The sequence below is a fragment of the Cricetibacter osteomyelitidis genome, assembly GCF_004340985.1.
Taxonomy (GTDB): Bacteria; Pseudomonadota; Gammaproteobacteria; order Enterobacterales; family Pasteurellaceae; genus Cricetibacter; species Cricetibacter osteomyelitidis.
On record NZ_SLYB01000020.1, the window covers coordinates 18,538 to 42,577 of the forward strand.

Here is a 24,040-nt window from a genome sequence, read left to right on the forward strand (position 1 = left end):
TATAAAAACGTGTGAGGTATGATTTATTTTAATTATAATTCAACATAATGATATAAAGAAATGATTTACCTATTTTATATTTACAACCAGAGGTTCCTATGACACAACAACGCATTTCGCAACAGAAATTTAACGCAATTACACAAAAATATTGCCGCTATTTTGATGTTGACTCCCCAGAACAATTCTCGCTTCAACAATGGTATCAGTTAATCGCGGAAAGTACTCTCGAATTAGCTTATGAAAAAAAACCGGTAAAAACCGAAGAGCAACGCCATGTAAATTATCTTTCCATGGAATTCTTAATCGGTCGTCTAACCGGTAATAACCTAATGAATTTAGGCTATTACGATGAATTTAAAAATTATTTGAAAAAATATAACGTAGATTTGGCCGATGTATTGGAGCAAGAACGCGATCCTGCATTAGGTAATGGCGGTTTAGGTCGTTTAGCTGCCTGTTATTTGGATTCAATGGCCAGTGTAGGTCAATCCGCCACCGGTTACGGTTTACATTATCAATACGGATTATTCAAGCAAGCTTTCGAGGACGGAAAACAACACGAAAGTGCGGACACCTGGAATCGTGATCAATATCCGTGGCAATCTTATAATCCAAGCAAAACCCAAATTGTTAGCTTTGGCGGAAAAATTAAGCAAATCAAAGATGATCGTTTTGACTGGCAACCTGAACTCACTATTCAAGGTAAAGCCTTTGATCTGCCTATCGTCGGTTATCAAAATGATGTAGTACAAGCATTACGCTTATGGCAAGCCGATAACGATCAGTCTTTTAATTTTGATAAATTTAACGACGGTAAATTCTTAAATGCCGATAAAGATATTGTCAATGCGGCTGCACTTACACAGGTTCTTTATCCGAATGACAATCATAAAGCCGGTCAAAAATTACGTTTAATGCAGCAATATTTCCATGTTGCCTGTTCCGTAGCCGATATTTTAGAACGCCATTTTGCTCAAGGTCATGAACTCAAAGAGTTTGCAAAGTATCAGATTATTCAACTCAATGACACTCATCCGACACTGGCAATTCCTGAATTAATGCGGGTATTATTAGATGAATACAAACTAAGCTGGGATGATGCTTGGGCAATTTGTTCTAATGCATTTGCCTACACAAACCATACTCTATTGCCTGAAGCATTAGAGCAATGGGATCAACGGCTATTTAAAAAATTGCTGCCTCGTCACTTCCAAATTGTGGATAAAATTAATGCTATTTTCCATGAAAAAGTACGGTCAGAATTAGGTGACGATCCGGATGTATGGGCGAAATTAGCGATTTTATATGATTATCGCGTGCGTATGGCTAATCTCTGTGTAGTGACTTGTTTCCGTGTTAATGGCGTAGCTCAGATCCATTCCGATTTATTAGTGACTGATTTATTCCCTGAATATCATAAATTATTCCCGACTAAATTCTGTAATGTCACTAATGGGATTACACCACGTCGCTGGATCCGTCAGGCTAACCCGCAACTTGCCGATTTATTAGATCGTAGCTTACAAACAGACTGGGCTAAACATCTTGATCAGCTTAAAGGGGTAGAAAATTTTGTGAATGATAGCGGTTTCCGTGATGAATACGCGAACATCAAACAAAATAACAAAATTATTTTGGCAAATGAAATCCACCGCACTTTAGGCTTAACCGTTAATACGGATGCAATCTTTGATGTGCAAATCAAACGATTCCATGAATATAAACGCCAGCATTTGAATTTACTGAATATTATCGCGACTTATCAAGAGCTTAAAGCGAACCCGAATATGGATTTCACCCCACGAGTATTTATTTTTGCAGGTAAAGCCGCGCCGGGTTATTACTTAGCTAAAAATATTATTCATGCGATTAATAATGTGGCAAATGTGATTAATCACGATAAAGCTGTGAAAAATAAATTGCAAGTCGCTTTCTTACCCGATTACCGTGTAAGTTTGGCAGAAAAAATCATTCCCGCCGCAGATATTTCCGAACAGATTTCCATGGCGGGTAAAGAAGCATCCGGCACCGGCAATATGAAATTGGCATTAAACGGTGCATTAACTGTGGGAACATTAGACGGTGCTAACGTGGAAATTGCCGAAATGGTGGGCAAAGAAAATATATTCTTATTCGGTCATACTGTAGAAAGTGTACGCGAATTGCTCGCTAAAGGATATAATCCGAAAAATTATTATAAGAAAGATGCCATATTAAAGAACGCGATAGATTTTTTAACCAAAGGCAAGGTTTGTGACGGCGATAAACAAATGTTTAAATTAATGATCGACAGCTTACTTGAACGGGATCCGTTCTTAGTTTTTGCTGATTTCGCCAGTTATGTGGATGTACAAAAACGTATCGGTATAGCTTATTTAGATCAAGAACAATGGCTTACCAGTGCTATTTTAAATACCGCACGTTTAGGTATGTTTAGTTCCGACCGTTCTATTCGCGATTATCAAGATCGTATTTGGTCGAAATAACACGATAATGTTTTCTCCCCAATTAATTTGGGGAGAATCCAAAAGAGGGAAATAAAAATGAAGACGACCCAGCTTACACGCCAATTTAATCAGGCGGGAATTATGCCGTTCTTTTTCGATGAAAGAGGTCGTAAAAAATACGCACCTCTCTCTATAAAAAAATCTCTTTATAAGGCACTTAGCGGAAATACCCGTAATAAACACTTTCCTTTACCAACTGTACAAATTTTCCGAGAAAATCAACCGCACTTTCTACGTTTAAATAATGCAGATGGACGCAAAATTCAAGGTCAATGGCAGTTACGCTTAGAAAACAGTGATATCGTATTAAATGGAAAAGTGAAAAAAAATGTGATTCGGTTACCAAAAGACCTGCCTTTAGGTTATCACAATCTCACATTCAAGAATCAGCAATGCCGCATTATTATCGCCCCGAATCGTTGTTATCAACCGCAAGCCTTGCAGGAAGGCAAGAAGCTCTGGGGTTCTTTTATTCAGCTGTATACCCTGAAATCCAAGCAAAACTGGGGAATAGGCGATTTCACAGATTTAAAACAATTTATCCGGCATCTTGCGCCATACCAAGCGGATTTTCTCGGCCTTAATCCGATTCACGCTCTGTTTCCGGCTAACCCGGAATCTGCCAGTCCTTATAGTCCGTCATCCCGCAAATGGTTGAATATTGCCTATATCGACGTGGCGGCCCTGCCGGAATTTCAACAAAATACCGCGGCACAGGAATGGTTTCATAGCCCGGCTGTGCAGCAAACCTTACACGAAGTGCGGTCAGATTCCTGGATTAATTACGGCAAAATCATTCCGCTGAAATTACAAGGCTTGCGTTTTGCTTTTGACAGCTTCCAATCACAACAAGATCCGCAAAAACAACAAGCATTCTCCGTATTTGCAGCGAATGGCGGAGAAAGTCTGCAAATTCAAGCGACCTTTGACGCATTACACGCCTATCTAACAGCAAACTTCAGCGAGCAATGGGGATGGGATTTTTGGGCAGAAAAATATCAAGACTATCATTGCAACGCGGTACAACAATTCCGCCAAGCACACGCCGACGACGTGCAATTTTATACTTGGCTACAATTTATTGCCGATCAACAATTAGCCGAATGTGATGCACTGTGCCGTGAAAAACAAATGACTATTGGTTTATATCGCGATTTAGCCGTAGGCGTTACCGGAAGCGGGGCTGAAACCTGGAATGATAAAAATCTCTATTGTTTAAATGCTTCCGTAGGTGCTCCGCCGGATATTCTCGGACCGCAAGGACAAAACTGGGGATTGACTCCGATGAATCCGCATGTATTGCAACAACAGGCCTATGAACCTTTTATTGAACTCATTCGTGCTAATATGCAACATTGCGGTTCGTTACGTCTTGATCATATTATGTCATTATTGCGTTTGTGGTGGATCCCGAAAGGTGACCGTGCGGTTAACGGCGCTTATATACGTTATCCCGTTGATGATCTCATCGCTATTTTAGCGTTGGAAAGCCAACGCCATCAATGCTTAATCATCGGTGAAGATCTTGGCACCGTACCGAAAGAAATTGTGAGTAAATTACGCAATGCGGGCATCCTGTCTTATAAAATTTTCTACTTTGAATTTGATCAACAAGGACAAAGTCGCGATTTGCAAGAATATCCGTATCAGGCAATGACAACGCTCAGCACTCATGATTTGCCGACCATTAACGGCTACTGGCGTGGTTATGATTTTGAATTGGGTCAACAATTCGGCGTATATCCGAACCCGAAGATTTTAGCTATTTTGCAACAAGATCGCGTGAATGCAAAAAGTAAGATTCTCGCTCGTCTGAAAGAAAACAATGTGGCGATTGATCAAGGTGTAGATGAAACCCTACATTCTGCAGTGACTGCAAATTTCAGCCATAATCTACAAAAATATGTGTCTAACGTTAGCAGTGCATTATTCGGCTTCCAACCGGAAGATTGGATCAACGTCAGCGAACCGGTGAATATTCCGGGCACCAGTACGCAATATCAAAACTGGCGACGCCGTTTAACCGTCAGCACGGATGAAATCTTTGCCGATCCAACGGTGCAGAATTTATTGCATACGGTGAATCGAAATCGGAAGAAGTAAAATCTCATTCATAAAGAATCATCGTAAGAAACAACTTGACCTTACGATGATTTTCTATTTAAGTAAATTTATAAACGCTTTCACTTTTGGGTTATGCAGAGAAGCTGTTACCGCATAATAACGCTGTTGACATACATTGATTAACTTTTCAAATGGCATTATAAGTTGATTCGTCTTAATAAAAGGAGCAATCAACGTCTGTCTTCCCATTGCAACTCCCATATGCTGTACAGCTGCTGTAACCGCAAGATCTGAACGATCAAATAAGATAGCCCGTAATTGATTAAAATCCAACTCTAAATCAAAACTATTTGCCCAGTTTTGCCATTCATTATATTGAGAATCATATGCCCAGGCTTGGCTGTCATGTAAAATAGTACAATTCTTAAGCCGATCAGGATTATTATATAATTCAAATTTTTCTGCATATGCGGGGGAACAAACAGGAGTGATATTTTCCTTCATTAATTCAACACAGGATAAATCGGAATAAATTAGATCATCATAATAGATAGCCAAGTCAATTCTATGTCGATGAAAATTAATTATTTCATTACCAGTCAATAGATTAAGTGTAATATATGGATATTTTTGGATAAATGAAGAAATTTTAGGTATTAACCAACTTTGTGCAATTGATGGCCGTGAATAAATAGTTAATTGTCCTGTGAGCTCTTGGTTTTTTATTTCCCAAATGTCTTGATTTAATTGATCAAGTATAGTTTGTAGCGAATTAAATAATTTTTTTCCATCTGCAGTTAACTCAATATGACGATGATAACGATGAAATAACTTAAAGCCAATAGTATCTTCAAGATTATTAATTTGATGACTAACAGCACTTGGCGTGACACTTAATTCTTCTGCAGCAGAAGCAAAGGACTGATGACGGGCTACAGCTTCAAAAGTATGTAATTTTGCCATTTGATAACGATTCAACATTCTGTTTTTAGTGATATTCCTAATATCATTTAGCATAAATAAACTCCTAACAAATAAAAAAATATAATCCATATCCTATAAAAAAACAATTTTGTGATGTTTATCACTATTTTGAATTAAATTAGCTCATCTGAAAGTAATTATTTATCGTTTGTCAGATCATTGTCAATGAGATTAAATAAAGACGATTATTTCAACAGAGGAGAAATAGCTATGGAATCACAAATTTGGATTATAACCGTTTTAATTACAAGTATCGCCTTAATTATTTTTGCTATTGTCAAATTTAAACTACACCCATTCTTAGCCTTGTTGTTATCTAGCTTTTATGTCGGTAGTTTAATGGGAATGAAACCTCTAAGTATAATAGAAGCTATTGAGAATGGTATTGGGGGAACATTAGGCTTTCTTGCCGCTGTCATTGGACTGGGTACTATTTTAGGTAAAATGATTGAAGTTTCCGGAGCCGCAGAAAGAATTGGTATTACATTACAACAAAATAAATTTTTATCTCCCGATGTCATAATGGTAATTGTTGGCATGGTATGTGGAATTACATTATTCGTAGAGGTTGGTGTAGTATTGCTCATTCCTCTTGCATTTTCTATTGCCAAAAAGACCAACGCCTCATTACTTAATCTAGCTATTCCTTTATGCACTGCATTGATGGCTGTTCATTGTATTGTTCCTCCACATCCGGCTGCTCTATATGTCACTAATGCTTTAGGTGCTGATATGGGGAAAGTAATTGTATATGGTCTCTTAATTGGCTTAACCGCATCATTACTTGGTGGACCACTATTTTTAAAATTGATAAAACATAAAATTCCTTTTAAAAAAGTACCAGATGAGTTTTCTGATCTAAAAACTCGTGAAGAACATGAATTGCCATCACTCTCTGCAGCTTTATTTACCGTGTTATTACCTATTATTCTAATGTTAATCAAAACAATAGCCGAACTAAATCTTGATAAAGATTCTCATATTTATGGCATACTAGAATTCATTGGTAACCCAATTACAGCTATGTTTATTGCAGCCTTTGCTGCATATTATATGCTCGGCATTAAACGTAATATGAGCATGTCTGCACTCCTAACCAAAACTGAAGATGCATTTTCAGCTATAGCTAATATCTTGTTAATTATTGGTGCAGGCGGAGCTTTTAACGGTATTTTGAAATCAAGTGGATTAAGTGATGGATTAGCTGCAATTTTAGCTAATTTTGATATGCATCCAATTCTATTAGCCTGGCTTGTAGCTATTATCTTACATGCTGCAGTAGGTTCAGCAACTGTCGCTATGCTAGGTGCTACTGCAATAGTTTCTCCTATGCTCTCATTGTATCCTAATATTAGTCCGGAAATTATTACCCTAGCCATTGGTTCTGGTGCCATTGGATGTACCATTGTCACTGATTCCTTATTTTGGTTAGTGAAACAATATTGTGGTGCAACTATGAATGAAATCTTTAAATATTACACTACTGCAACGTTTATCGCTTCTTTAATCGCATTAACCTGTACATTCCTATTATCATATTTCATATAGAGAGGTATTAAAATGAACAAATCAAATTTACAAACATTAATCCAATCCCACCCATTAGTCGAACAGTTGATTCAATTAAAAGAAGTGGAATGGTTTAATCCGAATATTACCACTACCTCAGAAGGCTTATCTTATGTAGGTTTACAACGAAAGGATACACAAGATGCTACGGAGCGACTATCCCGTTTTGCTCCTTATTTTGTTAAGGCATTTCCAGAGACAGAGGCAAGCAATGGTATTATTGAATCAGAACTCGTCTCTATTCCACATATGCAAAAAATACTGGAACGACGTTATGGTAAAAAAATTACTGGAAAGCTTTATCTGAAAAAGGATAGCCATTTACCGATTTCAGGGTCTATTAAGGCTCGGGGCGGTATTTATGAAGTTCTTGCACATGCGGAAAAATTAGCTATCGAAAATGGATTACTAAATACAAATGATGATTATAGTAAATTATTTTCAGAGAAATTCAGACAGTTTTTTAGCCAATACAGTATTGCCGTAGGCTCAACCGGAAATTTAGGATTATCTATTGGAATTATCAGTGCTAAATTAGGATTTAATGTGAGTGTTCATATGTCTGCAGATGCAAGAGAATGGAAAAAACAAAAATTGCGTTCTCATAATGTTAATGTTGTGGAATATGAACAAGATTATGGAGTTGCCGTTGCCCAAGGACGTAAAGAAGCTGAAAAAGATCCTAACTGTTTCTTTATTGATGATGAGAACTCTAAAACATTATTCCTAGGATACTCTGTTGCGGGAGAAAGATTAAAACAACAATTACAAAACCAAAATATACTTGTTGATGCGGAACACCCTTTATTTGTTTATCTTCCTTGTGGAGTCGGAGGAGGACCCGGAGGAGTGGCATTTGGGCTAAAATTAGCTTTTGGTGACAATGTACATTGTATTTTTGCTGAACCGACTCATTCTCCTTGTATGTTGCTAGGTGTTTATACCGGTCTACACGATAAAATTTCAGTACAAGATATTGGTATTGATAATATCACTGCTGCAGATGGATTAGCGGTAGGTCGTCCTTCCGGCTTTGTGGGCAGAGCAATGGAAAGATTGCTTGATGGTTATTATACAATTAGTGATCAAGAAATGTATGACTTATTAGGATTGTTAAATCAAGCCGAGCAAATCAAATTAGAACCGTCTGCTTTAGCCGGTATGCCTGGAGCCATTCGTATACAGAATGATGAATATTTACAAAGAATGAAATTCACCGCTCAACAATTACAAAATGCTTCACATATTGTATGGGCAACCGGCGGAGGTATGGTTCCACAAGAAGAAATGGAAAAATATTTAAGCCTTGGTAATTATTAATATATGAATAGCCCGGGTTACTCCGGGCTATTGATTTGAATACTATTTTCTCTCACCAATGGGCAATACGGTTCTGCCGTAGCTTTCATTTAACACTTCCGCTGCCGCTAAATAGAAAGCACATAATGCCGTGATTAAACCTAAGTAACCGCCCACGTTCACAATGCCGTGATTGCCTGTTGCATCACCGATAGCCAAAGCATAGAAAGTTAAAGTTAAGAAGAAAAAGACCGCACTTAACGCTTTTGGTTTGCTGAATGTCGCTAAAAACATCATTAATGTGAATGTGCCCCAGCAGCCCAAATACCAAGCCACGAAGGTTGCAGGGACGTTTTCTTTAAAGAATGTAACGAACAACGCCCAAGACCACCAGAATGAACCGTAGCTAATAAATGCGGTGAAGCCGAACGTGTTACCTTTGCCGAACTCAAACATACCAGCGATAATTTGAGCCGTACCACCAAAAGCGAACGCCATACCTAATACCAAACCTAAGCTCTCGGCACCGAAAAAGCCGCCGTTCACTAAGCATAATAACCATGTTGTTAATGCAAATCCGCACAAACCCAAGGGACCCGGATTGGCGGTTTTGTTGTCTGCTGACATAAAACTGTTTCCTTTTATACTGGTTTCAAAAGGGCGACAGTATAGGGGCTAATGAATGAAAAATAAAGCAAAATATGTGGAAAATCTGCTAAAATACACCGCACTTTTAGTTATATTTTCACAGCAAAGGAAACCGTTATTTCAGCCGAAAATTGGCAACGCGGATTTGTGTTGCACCGCCGTTCATACAGCGAAACCAGCCTTTTAGTGGACTTGTTTACAGAACAAACAGGTCGCTTAACCGTGCTGGCAAAAGGGGCAAGAACCAAACGTTCCACCCTAAAAGGCGTATTGCAGCCGTTTACACCGTTGCTGTTGCGTTGGTCAGGCAAAGGCGAGCTGAAAATTCTCACCAAAGCGGAAGCCGTGTCCATCACATTACCGCTGGAACAAACCGCACTTTACAGCGGTTTTTATGTGAACGAATTACTCACCCGCGTGCTAGAAATTGAAACCGCTTATCCGCAGTTGTTTCAAGATTATCTGCAATGTCTCACCACATTGGCGACCGATCCCAAACGCCTTGAACCGGCGTTGCGTACCTTTGAATTTCAGTTATTACAGACCATAGGCTATGCGGTGGATTTTTGTCATTGTGCCGGTTCGGGAGAATTTGTGGATGAAAATATGACTTATCAATATCGCGAACAAAAAGGCTTTATTGCATCGCTGATTCAAAATAACCTGACTTTTTACGGCCGTGATTTACTGGCATTCCATCATCAACAGTTTAACGATGTCGCCACTTTGCAGGCAGCCAAACGCTTCACCCGCATTGCCCTGAAACCCTATTTAGGCGGAAAACCGTTGAAAAGCAGAGAGTTATTCTCTCAACTTGTACTGAAAAAATAATTATGGCTCTACTCTATCAACAAAAGAAACCGGCTCAAAAAACATCGCAAAATCTCACCGCACTTGTGACGGATTTAGACTATCAAGGCTTAGGCATTACCAAAATCAATGGCAAAACCTGGTTTATCGAAAACGCCTTGCCCGGCGAACAGGTACAATTCAAGGTGTTGGAAAACAAACGCCAATATGGTCGCGGTGTAACACAAAAGCTATTGCAACGAAGTGCCGAACGCGTTTATCCGCAATGTGAATATTACACCCGTTGTGGCGGTTGCCAAAGCCAGCATATTCCGCTTGCAATACAGCGTGAAGCCAAACAGGCGGCATTGTTTCGTCGCTTACAAAAACTGCAACCGCAAGGCATTGAATTTATGCCGATGATCTGCGGTGAGCAATGGCATTATCGCCGTAGAGTGCGGTTGAGTTTATTGTGGAATCCGAAAACGAAGAAACCGGAGCTGGGCTTTCGCCAAGCCAATTCGCAACAAATTGTGCCTATTGAACATTGCAATGTGTTAGCCCAACCGCTTAATGGTTTGATTCCAATGCTAATTGCAATACTCAATCAATGGTCGCAACCGAAAAATCTTGGTCATATTGAATTGGTGAATGCGGATAACGGTGTAGCAATGCTATTACGCACTACCGGAAAGATCAGCGAAAATGACCGCACTTTGCTGTTAAATTTTGCTATTTCGCAACATTTAATGCTTTTTGTGCAACAACAAGATGATATTGAACACTGGCATGGCGAAATACCTTACTATCAAATTGAAAATTTAAAATTACAATTTGATATTCGGGATTTTATTCAGGTCAACCGCGAGTTAAACACACAAATGGTTCAAACCGCCTTGCAATGGCTAGATTTGCAACCTGATGATCAAGTGCTGGATTTATTCTGCGGTATGGGTAATTTCACCTTGCCACTCAGCCGCCGAGTTAAAAGTGCGGTAGGAATTGAAGGCGTTTTGCCGATGGTGGAAAAGGCCCGCTCTAACGCCCATCGCAACCAATGCCATAACGCAGCGTTTTATCAAGCGGATTTGGCACAGTCTTTTAATGACCAGCCTTGGGCAACACGACATTTCAATAAAATCCTGCTCGACCCGCCCCGCAGCGGTGCAGCTTTTGCGTTAAATGCCTTGTGCGAATTAAACGCCGATAAAATTTTATATGTGTCCTGCAATCCTGCCACACTAGTGCGAGATGCCGAAATTCTGCTGAATTTTGGTTATAAAATTCAAAAAGTTGCTATGATCGATATGTTCCCAAATACAGGACATTTGGAAAGTGTGACGTTATTTAGTCAATAAAACGATCGCCCGTCAGTCTAAACTCACGGGCGATCGGTTTTGATCTAGGTTTTATTAAAAGCTATTTTTTCAATAAATCACGAATTTCCGTTAATAATTTTTCTTCCGCTGTTGGTTCTGCCGGTGCTTCTTCTACTGCTGGTTGTTGGCGTTTCAATTTGTTGATAGCTTTGATCATCATAAAGATTGCGAAAGCAATAACGATGAAATCAAAGACGTTTTGGATAAATGCACCATAATTTAAGGTTACTGCCGGGGTTTCGCCGACAGCTTCAGCCAATACGATTTTAAGATCTTTGAAATCTACACCGCCGGTTAAGATACCCAACACAGGCATTGCTATATCAGCCACTAAAGAACTTACGATTTTGCCGAACGCACCACCGATGATTACACCGACAGCCATGTCAACAACGTTACCTTTCATCGCAAATTCGCGAAACTCTTTCATAAAGCTCATAATGTTTTCCTTTTGATTGTTTAATGTCTATACTTTGTTAAAAAGTGTGCGTATTATAACCATCAATTTTTAGATGTACAGCTTTTTTAAATAAAAAATGGCGATGGTTGAAACAGTTTTTCAATATCCGGTACGGATTTTTTATCACTGAGATACACAATCACATGATCGCCATTCTCAATCACCACGCTTTTTTTCGCGATAATTACATAACCATGGCGCAGAATTGCCCCGATAATAGCCCCTTGAGGCAATTTAATTTCACCAACTTGACGTCCAATAACTGATGATGTGGCGGCATCACCGTGAGCGACAATTTCAATGGCTTCAGCCAAACCATGCCGCAACGATACTACATTGGCAATATCGCCTTTGCGTACTTGAGTAAGCAAGGCCGAGATCGTGGCTTGTTGCGGCGAAACGGCAATATCAATGGTGCCACCCTGCACTAAATTGATATATGCCATACGCTGAATCAGCACCATAACTTTTTTGGCACCCAACCGTTTTGCCAGTAACGCTGACATGATATTAGCTTCATCATCACTGGTTAGTGCGATAAAAACATCTATGTTTTCAATATGTTCTTCAAATAAGAAAGATTGATCCGAGGCGCTGCCATGGAATACCAAGGTTTTTTGTAACTGTTCTGCCAGTGTTTCTGCCCGTTCTGCATTTCGCTCGATCAATTTCACCGTACAATGTTCTTCTAACGCAGATGCTACACCGATGGCAATATTACCGCCCCCTACAATCATAATTTTTTTATAGGGTTTTTCAAGACGTTGCAATTCTGCCATAATCGCTTTTATATGCGGTGTCGCACAAATAAAAGTAACTTCATCCCCCGCTTCAATAATAGTGGAACCTTGTGGTCGAATCACTTTATCTTGCCGCAAGATCGACACAATACGACAATCAATGTGAGGCAAATGTTCCCGCAAGGCCGAGATTGCATAGCCCACCAACGGTCCGCCGTAATAGGCTTTCACCACAGCAATACTGATCTGTTCATCAGCAAAATGTGCTACTTGCAATGCCCCGGCATAATCCACCAATCTCACGATATCGCCGGTCACTAATTTTTCCGGCGAGATCACATGATCCACCGGCACGGCGGCATTGTGAAACAATTTGTCTTTTTCCCTCAAATATTCGCTGCCGCCAATACGGGCAATTTTTGTGGGTGTATTAAATAAGGTATAAGCAATTTGACAAGCCAGCATATTAGTTTCATCGGATTTTGTCACCGCCACCAATAAATCCGCATCGGCAGCCCCCGCTTCCCGCAACACCCGCGGTGATGACGGCAGCCCGGTAATCACTTGGAGATCGTGCTTATCCTGCACGTTTGCCAACAATTCTGCATCACCGTCTACTAAAGTAATATCGTTGTCTTCACTCACCAGACTTTCTGCAAGCGTAGTACCTACTTGCCCGGCACCGAGAATAATTATTTTCATCTATTTCGCCCTTAATTTTGCTGAAAACAGCATAACAAAAAATCTGGCATAAATCATCAAAGCAAACTAAAATCTGTGAACTGATTCTCTATTTTAGGATAAAAAATGACACAGAAAATTTGTATTATCACAGGCAGTACCTTAGGCAGTGCGGAATATGTAGCCGAACACGTTGCAGACTGTTTGCAGCAACAAGGCTTTGAAACGCGTCTTGAACACGGGGCAGCGTTAGATGATGTGATCGATGAAAAACGTTGGCTGGTAATAACGTCCACGCATGGTGCGGGCGAGCTACCGGATAATATCAAACCATTATTTGAAACCTTGGCGGCACGAGATATTAACCTTGCCGATTTACACTTTGCGGTTATCGGTTTAGGCAACTCCGATTACGATACTTTCTGCCAATCCGTTGATGAAGTGGAAGATATATTAGATGCGAAAAGAGCGGTCAAAATTTGTGAATCTTTGCGGATTGATATGAAAACGACACAGGATCCGGATGCCGATGCGGAAAATTGGTTGTCGAATTTTGTGGAAAATCTGACCGCACTTTAATAGAAAAGGGCGTATTCAATACGCCCTCAAACCATTGATGAAGCAGCTATTTTGCATCATATTACTTTATTCTTTGTAAACGTTGAACGTCGATGTTTGCTTTTTCATTCCAATCGTTATCGAGTTCGCCGGTAATTCGGATTTTATCATGCGGACCGATATTTTGCCCTTGCCATACGTCATCATCGATTTCTACTTTAATTGAACCGGTATCATCTTGGAATAAATAGTCGTCATCTTTTAATTGTTTGATTATCACGCCGTCCAGCGTTACATAGGTGTCATCTTTTGCTTTCAATGCTTGAGCGACAGTGATTTTTTCCGGTTGAGCGACAAAACCGCCGCTTGTTTGATTTTGTTCATTGCTGTTAAATCCTGCCATTGCTGAGCTTGAAATGGCAAATAATGCGATGATTGATAATAATTTTTTCATAATAAGATCTCCTAAATAAAATAAATGTCATCGTTGAGTAGCGGTATTACAGCATAGAATTCTTAAAAAAAACTTAAGATAAAATTATTTATTTAATTGTTCGAGCAATATCTCATTAACGCCGGATAAATCGCGTAATTTCACATCTGCAACAGACCACACCGGCAAATCGAATTGTTCCGTATCAGGCACGGCAATGCACGTCATTGAAGCGGCTTTCACGGCGATCATGCCGACTTGAGAGTCTTCCAAACCGACGCATTGTGCGGGCGATAATTTTAACTGTTCGCAAGCATCCAAATAAACTGCCGGGTGCGGTTTGCTATAAGGTAATTCGTGTGCAGATGAAATACATTCGAAATATTCGGCAATGTCGCAACTTTCAATAATATTTTCCAACATATAACGCGGTGAGGCGGAAGCGATTGCCATACGAATATTATTATTTGCCAACAATGCCAAGGTTTCTTTGACATAAGGCATTAACGGTTTGGCATTGCAAATCATATCAATGGCATAAGCCAGGTATTCTTCAGAAAGTGCGGTCTGATTTTGTGAAATTTTGTATTTTGTACAAGCTCTTTCTACGAGCACCGGCACTGGCGAGCCCCGCCAGCTGCCTAAATCTTCATGTGTAACGGGAATACCGTATTTATTCATTACATCCACACCGGATTGTTGCCATAAAGGTTCGGAATTGATCATCAATCCGTCCATATCAAAAATAAACGCTTTTTTCTGCATTGTGTTACTCCAAATAAAATGTGTTGAAATTATATCCTATCCGAGCAAAAAAGAGCAGTCCATTTCTGAACTGCTCTTGGAATATTATTGCTCGATTTGTTTGGCAATACGGAAATAACCGAATAATGTCATTGGATGACTATGGCTGTAAACCTTGTTGTTTTAACACGGCTTGTACAGCGGGATTTTCACCGACGCGTTTATAGAATGGCTCTAATTGCGTTAGCGGGCTGTAATCTAAGCCGAGTGCTTTGCACCAACGTAATTCGACGTATAAGTACAGGTCAGCCACGGAAATTTGTTCGCCGAAATAAATATGACGGCTTAAATGCTCATTGGCAATGGTCAGCAAACGTAACACGTGTTCTGCGGCGGCTTGACGCACTGCGTTAGTGAGTGCTTCATTGCTTTCGGCGTAGGCCGGTAAGCGGAATAATGGTGTAAATGCTTTATGTAAATCGGCATTGCAAAATGCCAACCATTTCATTGCGTTGGCTTTGTCTTGTACGGTCGTACTGCCGAATAATTTGGTTTCCGGTGATAAATTGTCAAGATAACTGACAATCGCTATGTTTTGCGATAATGCCAAATCACCGTCCACCAATAGCGGCACAGTTCCCAACGGATTTAAGGTCAAATATTCCGCCGTTTTAATTTCATCGCGTGTTGCGGCTATTGCTTCATAGGGTTTGCCGATCCATTCTAATGCCACATGCGGCACGATTGAACAGGCTCCCGGTAAATAATAAAGTTTCATGTAATCTTTTCCTTTTTAATCATATTGTCAGAATGCGATTAGAACCAGAACAAATAGGCAAAAGTCGCCAACATTAAAATACATAACGGATCTAAACGAATACCGGCTCTCAGCATTTCTTTTTGGGCCACTTCGCCGCTACCGTAGATAATCGCATTCGGCGGCGTCGCCACCGGTAAGCTGAAGGCACAGGATGCACCGATACCGATGATTAATGCCAAACCAAGCGGCGGTAAGCCGAGCGGTTCGGAAATAGAAACAAAAATCGGTACTAATAATGCGGCACTGGCGGTATTGGAAGTGAATTCCGTTAAGAACACAATAAAGCAGGCAACCATTAACGCGATAAGATAATAATGTCCGCCTTGAATAAGGAAAACGATACCGTCTGCAAGAATTTGGCTGGCTCCTGAGTCTTTTAAAACCGCACTGAGGGTTAAGCCGCCGCCGAATAAATAGAGCACGCCCCATTCGGTGCCTTCTTGCAATTGTTTCCAAGATGCGATACGAGTCACACAAATGAATACTGCGGCAAATAATGCGATCACGGCATCAAAATTGCCGATTTCTGTTTTTAATCCTAACAAAGATGAAATAATCGGGTTAAGTTTGCTGCTGAAAATCCAACAAAGTGCTACAACAATAAACATAAGCAGCGTGAGATAACGCTTTTTGTTCATTGGTACACTTTCGGATTGGTGAGAAAAGTGAATGCTTAATTTAGGTCGATAAATGATATAAAGCGTAGCAACCATTAACGGGAATAAAACCATCATGACCGGTGTGCCGTACAATAACCAATCCGCAAAGGTGAGATTGAGTTCCGAGGCAACAATCGCATTCGGCGGGCTGCCGACTAATGTGCCCATTCCGCCGATGGTGGCACTATAAGCGATTCCGAGTAATACGAACACGTATGTATTGTGATCTTTTTCGCGATCTAAATTACTTAAAATACCCAACGCGAGCGGTAACATCATTGCTGCCGTTGCGGTATTACTCATCCACATGGATAGGAACCCGGTGGTAATAAAAATATAAATCACGGCTAAAAATAACCGCCCTTTGGCCAATTGCATGATTTTGTCGGCAATTAATCGATCCAGTTTTTGGATATGTAATGCCGTAGATAAGGCAAAACCGCCGAAAAAAAGGAAAATTGTCGGATTGGAAAAGGCGGTGAGAGAACTTTTAGTTGTCGCAAGCCCCAACACAATGGACAATAACGGCACTAATATAGCAGTCACGGTAACGTGTACTGCTTCGGTCAGCCATAAAATGGCCACAAAAGCCAGTAAGGCAAGACCTCGATTGGCTTCGGGAGTGAAAGGTAAAAAGTTAATCAGTAATAGAAAAAGAATGACGTCCAAAATAAAAATGGTAGAGTTTTTTCCCACCGATAATTTGCTTGGCACACTGGGTGATAGCGGAGACATTGATTTATCCTCAGTTATAATAATGGGTTAGAAAAACGTCACTATTATAGTGGATATTAGGCGGATTCGCTATTGATGTTTTCCAATTTTATTTCAAACCAGAAGCGACTGCCTTGTCCGATTTCACTTTCAATATTAAGTTTGCTACCGTGATGTTCCAGGGCGTGTTTAACAATTGCCAACCCTAAACCGCTGCCGCCGGTTTTGTTGGAACGGGATTCGTCCACCCGATAAAAACGTTCGGTCAAATGAGCGAGATGTTGTTCCGCAATACCAACACCGTTATCCTGCACGGCAAAAATACCTTTATCCTGCTCCCGTTGCCAGCTGATACTAATTTTGCTGTTTTCACCGGCATGTTTAATGGCATTGTAAATTAAATTCGATACTGCACTTTGCAGTTGACCTTCATCGCCCCGCACAATCAGTTTAGGTTCGATATCAAAAATAATTTGTTGGTTATATTGGTTTAAAAGTGCGGTGTTTTTTTCCAAAGATTTGATTAATTCCGATAAATTAACTTTGTGATGTTGCACATTATTAGACATTTCGATTTTAGCCAGTGTGGTCAAGTCATTGAGCAAATTGGTCATTCGATGACATTGTTGCTGCATTGCTTGTACCGCTTTCTGTTGCACAGGACTGCCGTTATCATCTTCTGCCAATATTTCCACATAACCTTGCAAAACGGTGAGCGGTGTACGGAGTTCGTGATTCATATTGGCTAAAAACGTTTGTCGCCACTGCATCACGCGGATCATTTGTGTGATATCTCTTGCAATTACCATAAACGTATCATCATCGTAAGGGGTGATGTTAATTTCCAAATACTGCTGAATATTGGTCACCAACACTAAAGGACGTGGATGCTGGGTCTGATTGAAATAATTTTGGAATTCCGGATAGAAAATAATATTAAAAATATTCTTTTGTGCTTTTTTATTCCAATAGAAAGAAAATAATTCTTGTGAAGCATTGTTACACCATAAAATATCACCGCTTTTTTCGCAGATCATAATCGCATTCGGCAGATATTGAATGTTTTTATTGAGCTTGGAAAGCAGACGTAATGCTTTGATTTTTTCTTGTCGGTTTTGGCTGCGATAATAGGCGATCGTCTGGGAAAAACCATCCCAAATGCTGGCTTTTTGCTCTTTCGGATTTAACGCACGAACCAGTTTGATTTCATTATCCTGATGCCAGCCCAGCAACAACACTAAGGCGATAGAAAACCATAAAAAGAAAGATTGGGCGAAATAACTCAATAATAACGAAATAGCTGCTGCAACCATTAGTTCCGCTAACAGCTGTAAAAAAGATTGTTTGGTTTTCATCATCAATCCTGAAAATGATTGGAAAAACGATAGCCGGTTCCCCGCACCGTTTGAATATAACGATCAAACTGACAACCCGCCAAACTTTTGCGTAAACGGCGGATGTATACATCTACCGTGCGGTCTTCCACATAAATATCGTCGCCCCAAATATGATCAAGCAACTGATCGCGGTTGTACACTTTTTCCGGATGCTGCATAAAAAATTGCAGTAATTTAAATTCCGTACAGCTCAAACTAATTTCTTGCTGTTGGAACATTACTCGTTGTGCCGCCTGATCAAGCTGCAAGCCATCAATATCAATCACATCACTGTGCTGACCGTAGGTGCGGCGTAATACCGCTTCTATGCGGGCAAGCAGAATTTTCGGTGAAAACGGTTTGGTGATGTAATCGTCCGCACCGGCATTCAAACATTGAATACAATCTTCTTCCGCACTACGGGCAGTGAGCATAATAATGGGAATATGTTGGATTTCATCCTGTTTTTTCAGATATTGAATGAACTGCAAACCGGAACGCCCCGGCAGCATCCAATCCAATAAAATCAGCTGTGGATTTTCATTTAAATTTTTGACCGCACTTTGGTAGTCGCCGGCTTCAATAATATGATAATCTCGGGTACTCAGATACAATGCAATCATCTCACGGATTGCACGTTCGTCTTCCACTACTAGAATTTTTTCTGTCACTTTCCCTTCTCTGTCCTTTCGTGGTTTTTCTCCTGTAAACGGGAGAGAATTTACACTTAACCCATTTTCCCGCGAATATAATCTTCCGTGCGTTTGTTTTGCGGTTTGTCGAAAATATTGCGGGTTTCACCGAATTCAATTAAATCGCCCAAATACATAAATGCCGTATAATCAGAACAGCGGGCTGCCTGCTGCATATTATGGGTAACGATAGCCACAGTATAATCGTGTTTTAACTCGGAAATCAATTCTTCGATTTTCATGGTGGAAATCGGGTCTAATGCAGAGCAAGGTTCGTCCAATAATAACACTTCCGGTTTCACCGCAATGCCGCGGGCGATACATAAACGTTGCTGCTGGCCGCCGGATAAGCTATCGCCACTTTGGTGCAGTTTGTCTTTCACCTCATTCCATAACGCCGCTTTGGTTAACGCCCATTCCACGCGGTCATTCATTTCCGATTTGCTTAGATTTTCAAACAAACGGATACCGAAGGCGATATTGTCATAAATAGACATCGGGAACGGTGTCGGTTTTTGGAACACCATACCGATTTTGGCTCGGATAATTGAAATATCTGTTTGGGATGTAAGTAAATTTTCACCTTCCAACAGGATTTCACCGGTCGTTTTTTGTCCTGGATAAAGTTCATACATTCGGTTCAATGTGCGTAATAAAGTAGATTTACCGCAACCGGACGGACCGATAAAAGCGGTCACTTTATTTTTTGCGATTCGCATATTAATATTTTTTAATGCGTGAAAATCTCCATAGTAGAAATTTAAGTCATTTACGGTTAATTTGCTGTCGCTGATAGGGACGATATTATTCATTATAAACTATTCCTTAACGTTTTTTCGGTTGAAAATATAAACGGGTAATTAAATTAATGCCGAGCACAAATAGAGTAATCAAGGTTGCACCTGCCCAAGCTAAATTATTCCAATCTTGGAAGGGGCTGGCGGCATATTGATAAATCACTACCGGCAAATTCGCCATGGGTTTATTCATATTCGAAGAAATAAACTGGTTAGAAAGTGCAGTAAATAATAGTGGTGCGGTTTCCCCGGCAATACGTGCTACGGATAGTAAAATACCGGTAAGAATGCCGGATTTCGCCGAACGATAACAAATCATAATGATTACTTTCCATTGCGGGCAACCCAGTGCCGCCGCTGCTTCCCGTAAACTGTTCGGAATGAGCGAGAGCATATTATCAGTGGTTCGCACCACAATGGGGATCATAATAATCGCTAATGCCAACGACCCCGCCCAACCGGAATAATGTTGTACTTGTGCCACATAAACTGCGTAAATAAACAATCCGATAACAATAGAAGGGGCGGAAAGCAGAATATCGTTTAAGAAACGGGTAGCCGATGACAGTTTGCTGTAACGGCCGTATTCCGCCAAATAAGTTCCCGCTAAAATACCGATAGGTGTACCGATTAAGGTCGCAACCACCAGCATTAAGCCTGAACCTAAAATAGCATTTACCAAACCGCCTTGTTCGCCGGGGCCGGGTGTTTTTTCTAAGAATAGTTCCAAAGACATTGCCGGAATCCCTTTGGTTATCAAGGTGGAGATAATCCACGTTAACCAAAATAAACCGAATATCACGGCGAAAAAGGATAAACTGAGCATCACTTTATTGCGGAGTTTACGGTATTGGAAACGGGTATTGTTGTAACGACTCATACTTTACGTCCTTCTTTTCTGGTCATGCGGGCAATCATTAAGCGTGAGCAGGCTAATACAATGGTAGTAATGACAAATAACAGCAAACCGATTTCCATTAACGCCGCTTTTTGTAATCCGCCCGCTTCGTTAAATTCGTTTGCGATAGCCGAAGCTATGGAGGTGGACGGTGAAAAAATCGATTCCGGCAGGCGAAATGCGTTACCGATTACGAAAGTCACCGCCATGGTTTCGCCCAAGGCACGCCCCAAGCCCAGCATAATACTGCCGACTACTCCGGTTTTGGTGTAAGGCAACACCACTTTCCAAATTACTTCCCATGTGGTTGATCCCAGTCCGTAGGCGGATTCTTTTAACATCGGCGGAACGACGGAAAACACATCACGCATCACAGAGGCGATATACGGAATAATCATAATGGCAAGCACTAAGCCCGCAGTAAATAAGCCGATACCGAAAGGTGCACCGGAAAATAATACGCCCACAAAGGGTAAACCGCTCAAACACTTGATTAAGTGCGGTTGAATATATTCTTGAAATAGAGGAACAAAGACAAACAATCCCCACATACCGTAGATAATCGACGGAATTGCCGCTAACATTTCAACGGCTAAGCTGATTGGCCGACGCAGCCATTCCGGTGCCAATTCGGTTAGAAATACTGCAATGCCGAAAGAAATCGGAATTGCGAGCAATAATGCGATTAATGAAGAAACCACCGTACCGACAATCGGCACAACCGCACCATAATTACCGTTTACCGGATCCCAATCGTTTGTCCACAAAAATGTTATACCGAATTTACTGATAGATTCCCAACTGCCTGCAACCAAAGATAACAAAATTGCTGCTAACAGCAAAAATACAAAAATTGCAAAGCCTCGAGTGGCACCGCGAAATCCGCTTTCCTGCCAATGATGGGATTGCAATTCTTTTGATAAATTTTTCATTATATTACTCCTAATCCGCTAACGGCGGATTACTCGCCCCTACCGGAGCCGTTGGCTGAGCCAACGCTCAAAAAACGTTGTTTTTTGTGACCGCTCTTTTATTGTAGGGACGGCAGCACATTATGCTTATGCCGTCCCTACATTATGCCGTTCATATCAAAAGCATTACCATACAGCCTGACCTTTGGTATCTTTCACATTAGCTTTCCAGCTTGCTTGAATTTGTTTGACGACTTCTTGCGGCATAGGCACATAATCCAGTTCAAGTGCGGTATCCTGACCTTTAGTAAACGCCCAATCAAAGAATTTAAATACGGCTTTGGTTTGTTCCGGTTTTTCTGCGACTTTGTTGACTAAAATAAAGCTTGCCGCCGTTACAGGCCAAGATTGCTTACCGGGTTCATTGGTTAATACAACCCCCATACCGGCAACTTCATTCCATTTCGCATTTGATGCGGCGGACATAAAACTGTCTTTAGACGGTTGCACAAATTCACCCGCTTGGTTTTGTAATGAAGTCCAGGATAAGTTGTTTTGTTTGGCGTAAGCATATTCTACGTAACCGATAGAATATTTTAATTGACGCACATACGCCGCCACACCTTCATTACCTTTACCGCCTTGACCGGTCGGCCATTTCACCGCTTTGCCTTCGCCTACCTGCATTTTCCAATCGCTTGATACTTTGGCTAAATAATTCGTCCAACCAAATGTGGTACCGGAACTGTCGGAACGGTGAACCACAATAATGGTTTTGCTGGGTAAGTTAAGATCAGGATTTAATGCTTTGATTGCCGCATCGTCCCATTTAGTGATTTTGCCTAAGAAAATATCTGCCAATACTGTGCCGGACAATTTCAATTTTCCTGCCGCAACATCGGGAATATTCACTACCGGCACCGTACCTCCGATAATGGCCGGGAATTGTACTAATTGATTATCGGCTAATTTATCCGCTTTCATCGGATCATCACTGGCACCGAAGTCAATAGTTTTCGCAATAATTTGCTGCTGCCCTCCGCCGGAACCGATAGATTGATAATTCACTTTATTGCCGGTTTCTTTTTCATATTGAGAAGCCCATTTCGCATAAATCGGATAAGGGAAAGATGCACCCGCACCGGTAATTGTATCCCCCGCTTGAGCTTGTGCTGCGAAAAGTAAACCTAAAGAAAGTCCTAACACGCTTAATTTTGTTTTTAACATATATTCACCTTGTAAAGTTGGAATGGATTACTACGTTGTTCGGGGGGAATATTACGCAAGAAATGTTACAGTTTTATGACAAATAAATTTTTGCCGAAAAAGCTCTCGCCATAGCACCGAGAAAGTGCGGTCATTTTTATAACAAATATGTTAGAATAAACCGCATCCTATATCCAAATACTCAATCAACGATGAACTACCTTCAATATTATCCTGTCGATATTGTGAACGGCGAAGGCACTCGCTGCACCTTGTTCGTGTCCGGTTGTACGCACGGCTGTAAAGGTTGCTATAACCAAAAAAGCTGGTCATTCAGTGCAGGTGTACCTTTTGATGAAAGTATGGAACAACAAATTATCAAGGATCTAAAAGATACCCGCATTAAACGTCAAGGCTTGACTTTATCCGGCGGCGATCCGCTGCATCCGCGTAATGTGGAAACATTACTGCCTTTTGTACAGCGTTTAAAACAAGAATGTCCCGATAAAGACATTTGGTGCTGGACAGGCTACAGGCTGGCGGAGTTAGATGAGTATCAACGACAAATGCTACCTTACATCGATGTGCTGATTGACGGCAAATTTATTCAAGCCGAAGCGGATCCCAGCTTAGTGTGGCGGGGATCTGCCAATCAAGTTATTTACCGTTTTAAAGTCTAAAGTGCGGTCGGTTTTCCGATTTTTTCTATCATAAAGCTACATTCTCTATTGTCTGTCAGATTTACTTCCTCACAAGAAAACGTGACTTAGATCACAGTTTTGTTACTCAATAAAAACCTATCGAATTAATCACCGCACTTTGCAAAAAAAATAGTGTAAAATGCAAAAATTACTTAATTACTAATTTTATTTTTCAGGAGTAAATATGGCAAATCGTCGAGAATTAGCAAACGCAATCCGCTTTTTAAGTATGGACGCAGTGCAAAAAGCAAAATCAGGACACCCGGGTGCGCCTATGGGCATGGCGGATATCGCCGAAGTGTTATGGCGCGGGTTTTTAAAACATAATCCAACCAACCCGAAATGGGCGGACCGTGACCGCTTTGTGCTTTCAAACGGTCATGGCTCAATGTTAATTTATAGCTTGTT

General features: G+C 40.7%; 22 protein-coding genes and 1 pseudogene. 9 read left to right on the plus strand and 14 right to left on the minus strand.

Going from position 1 to position 24,040, the window contains the following annotated elements:
• Positions 1 to 98 precede the first annotated feature (98 nt).
• Both malP and malQ read left to right on the plus strand, forming a co-directional pair.
• The gene (gene malP, locus EDC44_RS09200) at positions 99 to 2,489 is read left to right on the plus strand and encodes a maltodextrin phosphorylase (protein WP_131977804.1); all 2,391 of its coding nucleotides are present in this window, start codon (positions 99 to 101) and stop codon (positions 2,487 to 2,489) included.
• Between the two features lie 57 nt (positions 2,490 to 2,546).
• A complete protein-coding gene (gene malQ, locus EDC44_RS09205) occupies positions 2,547 to 4,613 on the plus strand; it encodes a 4-alpha-glucanotransferase (RefSeq protein WP_131977807.1) in 2,067 nt (688 codons plus the stop codon).
• A 54-nt stretch (positions 4,614 to 4,667) separates the two neighbouring features.
• Here the strand turns inward: malQ and dsdC are convergent, their stop codons facing one another.
• A complete protein-coding gene (dsdC, locus tag EDC44_RS09210) occupies positions 4,668 to 5,591 on the minus strand; it encodes a DNA-binding transcriptional regulator DsdC (RefSeq protein ID WP_131977810.1) in 924 nt (307 codons plus the stop codon).
• A gap of 177 nt (positions 5,592 to 5,768) precedes the next feature.
• On the opposite strand from dsdC, the gene dsdX reads away from it, so the two are divergent.
• Together dsdX and dsdA are read left to right on the plus strand one after the other, a co-directional pair.
• A complete protein-coding gene (gene dsdX, locus EDC44_RS09215) occupies positions 5,769 to 7,106 on the plus strand; it encodes a D-serine transporter DsdX (protein WP_131977813.1) in 1,338 nt (445 codons plus the stop codon).
• 12 nt (positions 7,107 to 7,118) lie between these two features.
• Positions 7,119 to 8,447: a D-serine ammonia-lyase gene (gene dsdA, locus EDC44_RS09220; protein WP_131977816.1), complete on the plus strand. Its 1,329-nt coding sequence runs from the start codon at positions 7,119 to 7,121 to the stop codon at positions 8,445 to 8,447.
• 42 nt (positions 8,448 to 8,489) lie between these two features.
• Here dsdA and EDC44_RS09225 read toward each other — a convergent pair whose 3' ends face one another.
• Positions 8,490 to 9,053 carry an acetate uptake transporter gene (locus EDC44_RS09225; protein WP_131977819.1) on the minus strand — a complete coding sequence of 188 codons (564 nt, stop codon included), beginning with the start codon at positions 9,051 to 9,053 and terminating at the stop codon, positions 8,490 to 8,492.
• A 138-nt stretch (positions 9,054 to 9,191) separates the two neighbouring features.
• On the opposite strand from EDC44_RS09225, the gene recO reads away from it, so the two are divergent.
• Together recO and rlmD are read left to right on the plus strand one after the other, a co-directional pair.
• Complete coding sequence (gene recO, locus EDC44_RS09230; protein ID WP_424276107.1) at positions 9,192 to 9,905, plus strand: DNA repair protein RecO; 714 nt, start codon at positions 9,192 to 9,194, stop codon at positions 9,903 to 9,905.
• Positions 9,906 to 9,907: 2 nt separating this feature from the next.
• Complete coding sequence (gene rlmD / locus EDC44_RS09235) at positions 9,908 to 11,221, plus strand: 23S rRNA (uracil(1939)-C(5))-methyltransferase RlmD (protein WP_131977826.1); 1,314 nt, start codon at positions 9,908 to 9,910, stop codon at positions 11,219 to 11,221.
• Between the two features lie 61 nt (positions 11,222 to 11,282).
• Here the strand turns inward: rlmD and mscL are convergent, their stop codons facing one another.
• Entirely contained in the window at positions 11,283 to 11,681 is a 399-nt protein-coding gene (gene mscL / locus EDC44_RS09240) for a large-conductance mechanosensitive channel protein MscL (RefSeq protein ID WP_131977829.1), read from the minus strand.
• A gap of 86 nt (positions 11,682 to 11,767) precedes the next feature.
• Positions 11,768 to 13,144 (minus strand): Trk system potassium transporter TrkA, encoded by a 1,377-nt coding sequence (trkA, locus tag EDC44_RS09245; protein ID WP_131977832.1) that lies wholly within the window; start codon positions 13,142 to 13,144, stop codon positions 11,768 to 11,770.
• 105 nt (positions 13,145 to 13,249) lie between these two features.
• Here trkA and mioC point away from each other — a divergent pair, with 105 nt between their 5' ends.
• Positions 13,250 to 13,702: an FMN-binding protein MioC gene (gene mioC, locus EDC44_RS09250; protein WP_131977835.1), complete on the plus strand. Its 453-nt coding sequence runs from the start codon at positions 13,250 to 13,252 to the stop codon at positions 13,700 to 13,702.
• A 61-nt stretch (positions 13,703 to 13,763) separates the two neighbouring features.
• Here mioC and EDC44_RS09255 read toward each other — a convergent pair whose 3' ends face one another.
• The 10 genes from EDC44_RS09255 to pstS all read right to left on the minus strand — a co-directional run bounded on the left by EDC44_RS09255 (position 13,764) and on the right by pstS (position 22,952).
• Positions 13,764 to 14,135: a YgiW/YdeI family stress tolerance OB fold protein gene (locus tag EDC44_RS09255; protein WP_131977838.1), complete on the minus strand. Its 372-nt coding sequence runs from the start codon at positions 14,133 to 14,135 to the stop codon at positions 13,764 to 13,766.
• 84 nt (positions 14,136 to 14,219) lie between these two features.
• Entirely contained in the window at positions 14,220 to 14,879 is a 660-nt protein-coding gene (hxpB, locus tag EDC44_RS09260) for a hexitol phosphatase HxpB (RefSeq protein ID WP_131977841.1), read from the minus strand.
• Positions 14,880 to 15,018: 139 nt separating this feature from the next.
• On the minus strand, positions 15,019 to 15,636 hold the full coding sequence (locus EDC44_RS09265; protein ID WP_131977844.1) for a glutathione S-transferase family protein: 618 nt from the start codon (positions 15,634 to 15,636) through the stop codon (positions 15,019 to 15,021).
• 38 nt (positions 15,637 to 15,674) lie between these two features.
• Positions 15,675 to 17,072 (minus strand): DASS family sodium-coupled anion symporter, encoded by a 1,398-nt coding sequence (locus tag EDC44_RS09270; protein ID WP_131977847.1) that lies wholly within the window; start codon positions 17,070 to 17,072, stop codon positions 15,675 to 15,677.
• Between the two features lie 56 nt (positions 17,073 to 17,128).
• Entirely contained in the window at positions 17,129 to 18,406 is a 1,278-nt protein-coding gene (gene phoR / locus EDC44_RS09275; protein WP_131977850.1) for a phosphate regulon sensor histidine kinase PhoR, read from the minus strand.
• 2 nt (positions 18,407 to 18,408) lie between these two features.
• Entirely contained in the window at positions 18,409 to 19,098 is a 690-nt protein-coding gene (phoB, locus tag EDC44_RS09280) for a phosphate regulon transcriptional regulator PhoB (protein ID WP_131977853.1), read from the minus strand.
• A 56-nt stretch (positions 19,099 to 19,154) separates the two neighbouring features.
• A complete protein-coding gene (gene pstB / locus EDC44_RS09285) occupies positions 19,155 to 19,931 on the minus strand; it encodes a phosphate ABC transporter ATP-binding protein PstB (protein WP_131977856.1) in 777 nt (258 codons plus the stop codon).
• A gap of 13 nt (positions 19,932 to 19,944) precedes the next feature.
• Complete coding sequence (pstA, locus tag EDC44_RS09290; RefSeq protein WP_131977859.1) at positions 19,945 to 20,796, minus strand: phosphate ABC transporter permease PstA; 852 nt, start codon at positions 20,794 to 20,796, stop codon at positions 19,945 to 19,947.
• A complete protein-coding gene (gene pstC / locus EDC44_RS09295) occupies positions 20,793 to 21,746 on the minus strand; it encodes a phosphate ABC transporter permease subunit PstC (protein ID WP_131977862.1) in 954 nt (317 codons plus the stop codon). The genes pstA and pstC overlap by 4 nt, the downstream gene beginning before the upstream one ends.
• A 165-nt stretch (positions 21,747 to 21,911) precedes the next feature.
• Positions 21,912 to 22,952, minus strand: a complete 1,041-nt coding sequence (gene pstS / locus EDC44_RS09300; RefSeq protein WP_131977865.1) for a phosphate ABC transporter substrate-binding protein PstS — start codon at positions 22,950 to 22,952, stop codon at positions 21,912 to 21,914.
• Positions 22,953 to 23,143: 191 nt separating this feature from the next.
• Here pstS and nrdG point away from each other — a divergent pair, with 191 nt between their 5' ends.
• Positions 23,144 to 23,611, plus strand: coding sequence for an anaerobic ribonucleoside-triphosphate reductase-activating protein (nrdG, locus tag EDC44_RS09305; protein ID WP_131977868.1), 468 nt, complete (start codon positions 23,144 to 23,146; stop codon positions 23,609 to 23,611).
• Between the two features lie 205 nt (positions 23,612 to 23,816).
• Positions 23,817 to 24,040 (plus strand): annotated as a pseudogene (locus EDC44_RS09310) (transketolase); the annotation flags it as partial.